Origin of the sequence: uncultured Amnibacterium sp., assembly GCF_964244015.1 — a bacterium.
Lineage (GTDB): Bacteria > Actinomycetota > Actinomycetes > Actinomycetales > Microbacteriaceae > Amnibacterium.
This window is the reverse complement of record NZ_CAXTHO010000075.1, coordinates 5,313-14,248: the sequence shown is the minus strand read 5'-3', so window position 1 is coordinate 14,248 and position 8,936 is coordinate 5,313. Positions and strand designations below refer to the sequence as shown.

The window sequence follows — 8,936 nt, the reverse complement described above, 5'->3', positions numbered from 1 at the left end:
GGAACCCCGATATCTTGCCACGCCCCAGGACGAGGTGCAACCCGGGCGTGTCGCAGCTCCGGTCGCCAAGCTCCGCCGCGCACCTTACCGCGCACCACACCTCGCGCGGTAGCCGCACCACGTCGCGCGGTACTCGCACCGGCGCGCGGTAGGTAGACCTACCGCGCCGTGGTGTCTTCTACCGCGCGACGTCGGGTGTTCTGGCGGTGAAGGCGGCTTGGAGCGGCGATCCGCTCCTCCACAGGTCGGATTCGGGCGACTTGAGCCGCGAGGAGTGGTCCGGCCGGGGTGGCATGCCCCGCGTCGCGAAGCTTCCGACCGTGACTGGTGAGCGACTGTTCGATCGACCGGACCTCATGGGAGTGACAGGGGTGCGTCCTGAACGCGACCCCAACGCCGTTCGCGCGCGGCGGAACGTCTATCTGGCCGGCGCGGATGTCCCTGCGGAGGCGAGTGCCCGATACGCCCTGCTCGTCCGTGCCGCGCACCGGACGCTGACCGCAGATCATGTGTTCTCTCACGAGTCCGCACTCGTCCTGCTCGGCCTGCCGTCCCTGCGCGGATGGCCGAAGGTCGTGCACTTGATCTGCGAGCGACGCTCCGGCGGGCGGTCGCAGCTCGACGTGATCCGGCACTGCGTCGGGCTCGAGCACGTGCAGCCGCTGCTCATCGACGGGATGCTCACGACGAGCCCCGGCCGTACGGCGTTCGATATCGCGCTGACCAGGCAGTTCGCCGACGCGGTCGTGATCGCCGACGCCGCTTTCCGCCGCTATCCCGGTGCTCGCGCGGAGTTCGCGGGCCTCGTCGACGCGTACGGCCGTCGTCGCGGGTTCCAGAAGGCGGCCGCGGTCCTGCGCTTCGCGGACCAGCGCAGCGGCTCGGTCGGCGAGTCCTGGAGCCGCGTCGAGATCGACCGCCTCGGATTCCTCGCGCCGGATCTGCAGTTCCGGGTCGTCACGGATGGGCTCGAGGAGTTCTCGGACTTCGGTTGGCCGGAGGTCTTGGCGCTCGGCGAGTTCGACGGCGAGGTGAAGTTCCGCGAGGACCGGTACCGGAAGGGCGGGACCGTCGAAGACGTGGTGATCCGCGAGAAGAACCGGGAGAACCGCCTCCGACGGCAGTACCCGAACGTCGCCAGATGGGACTGGAGCGACATCCGCGAGCAGCGACTCGAGCGCATCCTGCTCCAGGCGAACGTGCCCAAGGTCCGCGTCGCGCGGTACTCAGCACCATCGCGCGGTAGGTAGACCTACCGCGCGAGGGTGCGCGTACCGCGCGACGTGGTGAGCGAGCCCGTCAGCGGTCGAGGCGGGTCACGCCTCGATGCTGAGCGCGACCGCCGTCCAGGAGACCGGCGGCAGCGTGATCGTGAGCACGCCCGCCGCGATCGCCGCGGAGTCGTTCGCGGCGGGAGCGACCCTGTCCTGGTCCTCGATCGTGTTCGCGGCGTCCGGGTCGTCGTCGGCGAGCGTCGCGGTCTCGGTGATCGTGAGCGCGCCGAACCCGTGCAGCGCCACGTCGACGGTGATCGGGTCGGTGCGGCTGCGGTTGACGAGGAACACGGCGGCGGTGCCGGCCTCGTCGTCGTGGGTCACGACCGAGTCCACGGCCTGCACGTCGCCGAACCTGGCGGTGCGGATCGTCGGACCCGAGACCTCCGCCCGGAGCGCCTCGCCCCGACCCAGCCGGGACGTGATCGCGAACGGGTGGAAGATCGTCTGGCGCCAGGCCGGGCCGCCGGGCTCGGTCATGATCGGCGCGATCACGTTGACCAGCTGGGCCAGACTGGCCGCCTTCACGCGGTCCGCGTGCTTCAGCAGCGAGATCAGCAGGCTGCCGACCACGACCGCGTCCGTGACCGTGTAGACGTCCTCGAGCAGTCGCGGCGCCTTCGGCCAATTGCCCAGACCGGCGATCTTCTCCACGGTCTCGTACCGCTGCTGGTACCAGACGTTCCACTCGTCGAACGAGATGAACACCTGCTTCTCGCTGCGCTTCTCCGCCTTGACGTGGTCGATCGTCGAACCGACGACGTCGATGAAGCGGTCCATGTCGACCGCGGAGGCGAGGAAGCTGTCGACGTCGCCATCGACGGGCTGGTAGTAGACGTGCGCCGAGATGAAGTCGACGTCGTCGTAGGACTGCTCGAGCACCTCCCGCTCCCAGGTGCCGAAGGTCGGCATCTGCGAGTTGGAGCTGCCGCAGACGACGAGCTGCAGGTCGGGCTGCAGCTGCCGCAGCGCCTTCGCGGTGCGGCTCGCGAGCTTGCCGTAGTCGACGGCGTCGCGGTGGCCGAGCTGCCACGGCCCGTCCATCTCGTTGCCGAGGCACCACATGCCCACGCCGAAGCCCTCCTCCGAGCCGTTCGCGGCGCGCTGGTCGGAGAGGGCGGATCCCGTCGGGAGGTTGGTGTACTCGACGAGGTCGAGCGCCTCCAGCTCGCCGCGGGTGCCGAGGTTGATCGCGAGCATCGGCTCGCTGCCGGCCTTCGCGTTCCAGTGCGCGAACTCGTGCAGGCCGACCTGGTTCGTCTCGGTCGAGTGCCAGGCGAGGTCGCGGCGCACGGGACGCTGCTCCTTCGGCCCGACGCCGTCCTCCCAGCGATAGCCGGAGACGAAGTTGCCGCCCGGGTACCGCACGGCCGTGACGCCGAGCTCGCGGACCAGGGCGATCACGTCCTCGCGGAAGCCCTGCCCATCGGCGCTCGGGTGGCCGGGCTCGAAGATCCCGTCGTAGACGCACCGGCCGAGGTGCTCCACGAACGAGCCGAAGACCCGGCGGTCGATGGTGCCGACACGCGCTGATGTCGAGACGGTGATCCGGGCTGCGGTCACGTGTTCGGGGCTCCCTCTCGTGGACACGGCGATGTGGACGTGCTCAGGATCGCATCGTCGGCCGGTCGTACCCGATCAGGCGGTCACCGCACCCGCGGCGTACGCCTCGAGGGCGGCCAGCAGCGCGTCCCGGCGGAACGGGGCGAGCCACGAGACCTCGAGCGCGTTGCGCTGCAGCTGCACCAGCTCCTCCGGCGTCAGGTCGGCGGCAGTCGCGAGGGCCAGCAGGTTCTCGGTCACGTAGCCGCCGAAGTACGCGGGATCGTCGGAGCTGACGGTGACCTTCACGCCGGACCGGAGCAGCGCCGCGATCTCCACCGCCTTCATGTCGGCGGTGACGAATCCGTTCGAGACGGGGCAGCAGGTGAGCCCGATGCCGCGTTCGCGGACGAGGTCGACGAGCTCGGGATCCTCCACGATGTTCGTGCCGTGATCGATCCGGTCGACCTCGACGTCGACCAGAGCCGCTCGGATGTTGTCGATGGACCCCGGCTGGTCGATGTCGCAGTGCATCGTGAGCAGGAACCCCTCGGAACGGGCTCGGGCGAACACGGCCGCGAACTTCGCGGGCGGGTTGCCGCGCTCGTCCGAATCGAGCCCGACACCGACGATCCAGTCCTTGTAGGGCAGCGCCTCCATCAGCGTCGACATCGCGTGCTCGGCCGTCAGGTCCCGGAGGAAGCAGAGGATGAGGTCCGCATGCACGCCCAGCTCGCGCTGCGCCTTGACGACGGCCCGCCGGTAGCCGCCGATCACGGTCGGGAACGGCACGCCGCGGCCGGTGTGCGCCTGCGGGTCGAAGAACAGCTCCGCGTGCACGACGGACTGCGAGGCCGCCTTCACGAGGTAGGCCCAGGCGAGCTCGAAGAAGTCGTCCTCCGTCACGAGCGCCCGCATCGCCGGGTAGTACTGCGCCAGGAAGCTCGTGAGATCGGTGAAGCCGCCCTCGGGCAGCGGCACCTGCACACCGTTGCGCTCGGCGAGTCGCACGAGCAGTTCCCGCTCGAGGGTCCCCTCCAGGTGCACGTGCAGCTCGGTCTTCGGCATCGCGGCGACGAACGCGGTCAGGTCCATGCCGCTGACGGTATCGACACTGTGTTTCGGGGCTGTCACGCGATCGGGGCGTCGGGGCGCTCGAACAGCAGCGCGAGCACCTCCGACTCGGCGGAATGGAGGCGCGTCGGGTCGATCGTCTCACCGGCCCGGTAGCGATCCACGACCCGCGGATCGACGTAGCTCGCCTTCGCGACGGTCGGCGTGTTCGAGAGCTCCTCCGCAGCGGCCCGCATCGCATCGGCGATGGCGCGCTTCTGCGCGCCCTTCTTCTGCTCAGGACCGTGCTTCGCCAGGCTGACGGCGGCCGCGACCGTGCCGCGGATCGTCCGGAAGTCCTTCGCGGAGAAGTCGCCGTGCAGCCGCTCGCGGACGTAGCCGTTCACCTCCTCCGGCGTGATCCGGTGCCAGCGCCCGTCGACCTCGTACGCGAGCAACCGTTCGTGCGGACCACGACGGCGCAACCGGTCGAGCAGGTCGGCGAGATCCGCGTCGCGCATCGTGGAGTCCCAGACCTTGTGGCTCTTCGCGGGGAAGTGGAGGTGCAGCAGGTCGCCGTCGATGCTCACGTGCTCGCCGTGCAACGTGGTGAGGCCGTAGCTGCCGTTCTCCTCCTCGTACGTGGAGGAGCCGATGCGCAGGCCGCCGAGATCGAGCATCCGGAAGGCGGCGGCGAGCACCTGGCGGTGCGGATCACTGCCGTCCCGCAGATGCCGCCGGACCGTGCCGCGGGCGCCGGGTAGTGCCTCGGCGAGCAGCAGCATGCGCCGGTACTTGTTCTTGTCGTGCCGCTCCCGCCAGGTGGGGTGGTACAGATACTGCTTGCGGTTCGCGGCGTCGTACCCCACCGCCTGGATGTGCCCGTTCTCGTAAGGAGCGATCCAGACGTCCGTCCACGCCGGCGGGATGCCGAGCGCGTCGAAGCGCGCGCGCAGCTCCGCGTCCGTGACCCTCGTGCCGTCGGGCGCCGTGAAGCTGAACCCCTTCCCGGACCGGACGCGGCGATAGCCCTTACCGAGCGGGTTGCTCTTCCGCAGCCGGGTCCTGAGTGGCGCCGCCTCTGTCACGGTCCGCGAGTGTATGGAGCCGAGTCTGTGCGGTCCGGCAACGCACGGCGGACATGGAGAGGGCGAGGGCCGCCGAGCCCTCCCCGCTCCGAGAGCGGATTCTCCGTTTTGTAGGAACGTCGTTCCTACACAACGGAGTGTGGGTCAGGAGGACAGGTCGCGGGAGGGGGCGGCTTCGTAGCCCGCCTCCAGCAGGGCTGCACGTGCCTCGCGGCGGGCGGAGTAGTCGGTGCGGACGCCGCGGATGTCGCGGTAGTTCTGGTGGCCGGGTCCGGCCCAGAGGATGGCGTCGCCCGGCTCGGCGAGCGAGACCGCGAGGCGGATCGCCCGCTCGGGCTGCCCCTCCTCGTACAGCGGGTGGTCCGGTGCCGCCTCCCGGGCGGCCGACACGAGCGTCGCACGGATGCTCGCCGGGTCCTCGAAGCGGGGATGGTGGTCGGTGACGACGAGCACGTCGCTGCCGAGCACCGCCGCCCGGGCCATGTCCGGCCGCTTCGTCGTGTCGCGATCGCCGTCCGCCCCGAACAGCATGATGACCTTGCCGGGCGTGACGGCGCGGACTGCGGCGAGGGTCTCCTGGAACGCGTGCGGCGAGTGGCCGAAGTCCACGTAGATCGCTGGGGCTCCCGGACCGGAGACGAGTTCGGTGCGGCCGGGCAGCGTCGCGTCCATGCCCGCCGGCGCCTCCAGCACGGCCTTCAGCCGATCGAACGCGTACCCGGCCTCGAGCAGCATCACGATCGCCAGCCCGGCGTTCGCGGCCATGTGCGCGCCGAGCACCGGGATCCGCGTCGTGATCGAGCGGCCCCCGGCGCCCTCGAGGGCGAAGGCGGTGAACGCCTGCGTCTCCTCGAGCACCGTCACGGTCCAGTCGGCGGGCTCGCCGCCCGCGAGTGCGATGGTGAGGGTCGGCACGCCGGCGTCGGCGACCACGCGGGCACCCCAGGCGGTGTCGAGCGAGACGACCGCTCGGCGCGAGCGGTCCGGCTGGAAGAGCACGGCCTTCGCGGCGTAGTACTCCTCCATGTCCGCGTAGTCGTCGAGGTGGTCGTGGCTGAGGTTCGTGAAGCCGGCGACGTCGAACACGATGCCGTCGAGCCGGTGGCGGGAGAGACCCTGCGCACTGACCTCGATCGCGGCGGCCTCGACGCCCGACTCGACCATGCGGGCGATCAGCGCGTGCAGCTCCGTCGCCTCCGGCGTCGTGAGGCCCGCGACGCGGCGCTCGTGCCCGACGCGGCGTTCCGCGGTGGAGCTGAGCCCGTTCGGCACCTCCAGCAGATCGAGCAGGCCGGCCAGGAAGTGGCCCGTGGAGGTCTTGCCGTTCGTACCGGTCACGCCGAGCAGCAGCGGGTGGTGCTCCCGGGTCCGGTACACGGCCGCCGCGAGGTCGCCCAGCAGCAGGCGCGGCTGCTCGACGGTGACCACGGGCACGTCGAGGTGCAGATCGGCGTGCTCCGGGTCGACGAGGATCGCGACCGCGCCGCGCGCGACCGCCTCCGCCGCGTAGTCCGCGCCGTGACTGCGTAGGCCCTGCAGCGCGATGAACAGGTGTCCGGCCCGGACGGCGGCGGTCCCCAGGCTGATGCCGGTCACCGCGACGTCGCCGGGATCGCCGGCGAGGTGGAACCGGGAGGCGAGCTCCGCGAGCGCGATCGGCTCGGTCGACTCCGGGACGAACGGCGACGGCACAGGAGCTGGCATGACCGTCCAACCCTAAGCGGCGGGCCGCTCCGGCCGCCCATCGCGAAACGAAAGAGGACGCCCGGTTCGTGAACCGGGCGTCCTCTTGTGCAGAGCGGAAGCTACTTCAGGATCTTCACGACCGTGCCGGCACCGACGGTGCGGCCACCCTCGCGGATGGCGAAGCGGAGGCCCTCCTCCATGGCGATCGGCTGGATCAGCGCGACGTTCATCTCGGTGGTGTCACCCGGCATGACCATCTCGGTGCCCTCGGGCAGCGTGATGACGCCGGTGACGTCGGTGGTGCGGAAGTAGAACTGCGGGCGGTAGTTCGCGTAGAACGGGTTGTGACGCCCACCCTCGTCCTTCGACAGGATGTAGGCGTTCGCCTCGAAGTCCGTGTGCGGCGTGACCGACCCCGGCTTGACGACGACCTGGCCGCGCTCGACCTCTTCGCGCTTGGTGCCGCGGAGGAGCAGGCCGACGTTCTCGCCTGCACGCGCCTCGTCGAGGAGCTTGCGGAACATCTCGACGCCGGTGACCGTCGTCTTGATGCTCGGCTTGATGCCGACGATCTCGACCTCGGAGTTCACCTTGAGGATGCCGCGCTCGACGCGACCGGTGATGACGGTGCCACGACCGGTGATCGTGAAGACGTCCTCGATCGGCATCAGGAAGGGCTTCTCGGTGTCCCGCTCGGGCTCGGGCACGAACTCGTCGACCTTGTCCATGAGGTCGGCGACCGTCGCACCCCAGGTGGCGTCGCCCTCGAGGGCCTGCAGCGCGGAGACGCGCACGATCGGCGCGTTGTCGCCGTCGAACTCCTGGCTCGACAGCAGCTCGCGGACCTCGAGCTCGACGAGCTCCAGGATCTCCTCGTCGTCGACGACGTCGGCCTTGTTCAGGGCGACCACGATGTAGGGCACGCCGACCTGGCGAGCGAGCAGCACGTGCTCGCGCGTCTGGGGCATGGGGCCGTCGGTGGCGGAGACCACGAGGATCGCGCCGTCCATCTGGGCCGCACCCGTGATCATGTTCTTGATGTAGTCCGCGTGGCCCGGGGCGTCCACGTGGGCGTAGTGGCGCTTCTCGGTCTGGTACTCGACGTGCGAGATGTTGATCGTGATGCCGCGCTGACGCTCCTCGGGAGCGTTGTCGATCTGGTCGAACGCGCTCGCGGTGTTCAGCGTGGGGTACTTGTCGTGCAGCACCTTGGTGATCGCAGCGGTGAGCGTCGTCTTGCCGTGGTCGACGTGACCGATCGTTCCGATGTTCACGTGCGGCTTGGTGCGCTCGAACTTGGCCTTGGCCACTTGTCCTCCTCGGGACTGTTGGTCGAGGTGTCCTACCTCGGTCGAGAAGGCGCGGGTTTGCGCGGTTTCGACCGGTCGAGGATACCTGGATTGATTCCGGTTTGTTACATGGGTGTGCCGGCGAGGACCGCGCGACCAGGTGGTCTCGAGGCTCGCTCCGCTCGCACCTCGACCAGCGAGGCAGTCAGGCGCGGGAGCGCCCTGCCGGCTCATGCCGGCGCGCTCTTGCAGGGCGAAGCCCTGCCTCGAAGGCGCGAGGCGCCTGAGAAGGACGCCCGGAGGGGGCGGCGAAGCCGCTCGCGCCGGGCGTCCTCCCCGATCAGTCCGCCTTGTTCTTCTGGACGATCTCGTCGGCGACGTTCCTCGGCACCTCGGCGTAGCTGCCGAACTGCATCGAGTACACGGCGCGACCGGAGGTCTTGGACCGCAGATCGCCGACGTACCCGAACATCTCGGACAGCGGCACGCGGGCGGTGATGACCTTGACGCCGGAGGCGTCCTCCATCGACTCGATCTGGCCGCGGCGGGAGTTCAGGTCGCCGATGACGTCGCCCATGTACTCCTGCGGTGTGCGGACCTCGACGGCCATGACCGGCTCGAGGAGCGTCGGCTGCGCCCTGCGGGCCGCCTCCTTGAACGCCATCGAACCGGCGATCTTGAACGCCATCTCGGACGAGTCGACCTCGTGGTATCCGCCGTCGAGCAGCGACGCCTTGATGCCGACCATGGGGTAGCCGGCGAGGACGCCGACCTGCATGGCGTCCTGGATGCCCGCGTCGACGGACGGGATGTACTCCCGCGGGATGCGCCCACCCGTGACCTTGTTCGCGAACTCGTACGTCGTCTCCGCCGTGACCTCGAGGGGCTCGAGCGCGATCTGCACCTTCGCGAACTGGCCGGACCCACCGGTCTGCTTCTTGTGGGTGTAGTCGTACCGCTCGACGGTCTTCTTGATGGTCTCGCGGTAGGCGACCTGGGGCTTG

At 69.8% G+C, this 8,936-nt stretch carries 6 protein-coding genes and 1 pseudogene; 1 reads left to right on the top strand and 6 read right to left on the bottom strand.

What is annotated here, in order from left to right:
- The first annotated feature begins 371 nt into the window (after nt 1-371).
- Entirely contained in the window at nt 372-1,250 is an 879-nt protein-coding gene (locus ACFE67_RS09720) for a hypothetical protein (RefSeq protein WP_375406675.1), read from the top strand.
- A gap of 66 nt (nt 1,251-1,316) precedes the next feature.
- Here the strand turns inward: ACFE67_RS09720 and ACFE67_RS09715 are convergent, their stop codons facing one another.
- From ACFE67_RS09715 to fusA, 6 genes and pseudogenes are all read right to left on the bottom strand, one after another.
- Nucleotides 1,317-2,837: an alpha-N-arabinofuranosidase gene (locus tag ACFE67_RS09715; protein ID WP_375406674.1), complete on the bottom strand. Its 1,521-nt coding sequence runs from the start codon at nt 2,835-2,837 to the stop codon at nt 1,317-1,319.
- Between the two features lie 75 nt (nt 2,838-2,912).
- Nucleotides 2,913-3,911, bottom strand: coding sequence for an adenosine deaminase (gene add, locus ACFE67_RS09710; protein WP_375406673.1), 999 nt, complete (start codon nt 3,909-3,911; stop codon nt 2,913-2,915).
- A 35-nt stretch (nt 3,912-3,946) separates the two neighbouring features.
- Complete coding sequence (locus ACFE67_RS09705; RefSeq protein WP_375406672.1) at nt 3,947-4,957, bottom strand: DNA topoisomerase IB; 1,011 nt, start codon at nt 4,955-4,957, stop codon at nt 3,947-3,949.
- A 144-nt stretch (nt 4,958-5,101) separates the two neighbouring features.
- Nucleotides 5,102-6,661, bottom strand: a complete 1,560-nt coding sequence (locus ACFE67_RS09700; RefSeq protein ID WP_375406671.1) for a Mur ligase family protein — start codon at nt 6,659-6,661, stop codon at nt 5,102-5,104.
- Nucleotides 6,662-6,762: 101 nt separating this feature from the next.
- Nucleotides 6,763-7,953 (bottom strand): elongation factor Tu, encoded by a 1,191-nt coding sequence (tuf, locus tag ACFE67_RS09695; RefSeq protein WP_375406670.1) that lies wholly within the window; start codon nt 7,951-7,953, stop codon nt 6,763-6,765.
- A gap of 319 nt (nt 7,954-8,272) precedes the next feature.
- Nucleotides 8,273-8,936: pseudogene (gene fusA, locus ACFE67_RS09690) on the bottom strand (elongation factor G); the annotation flags it as partial.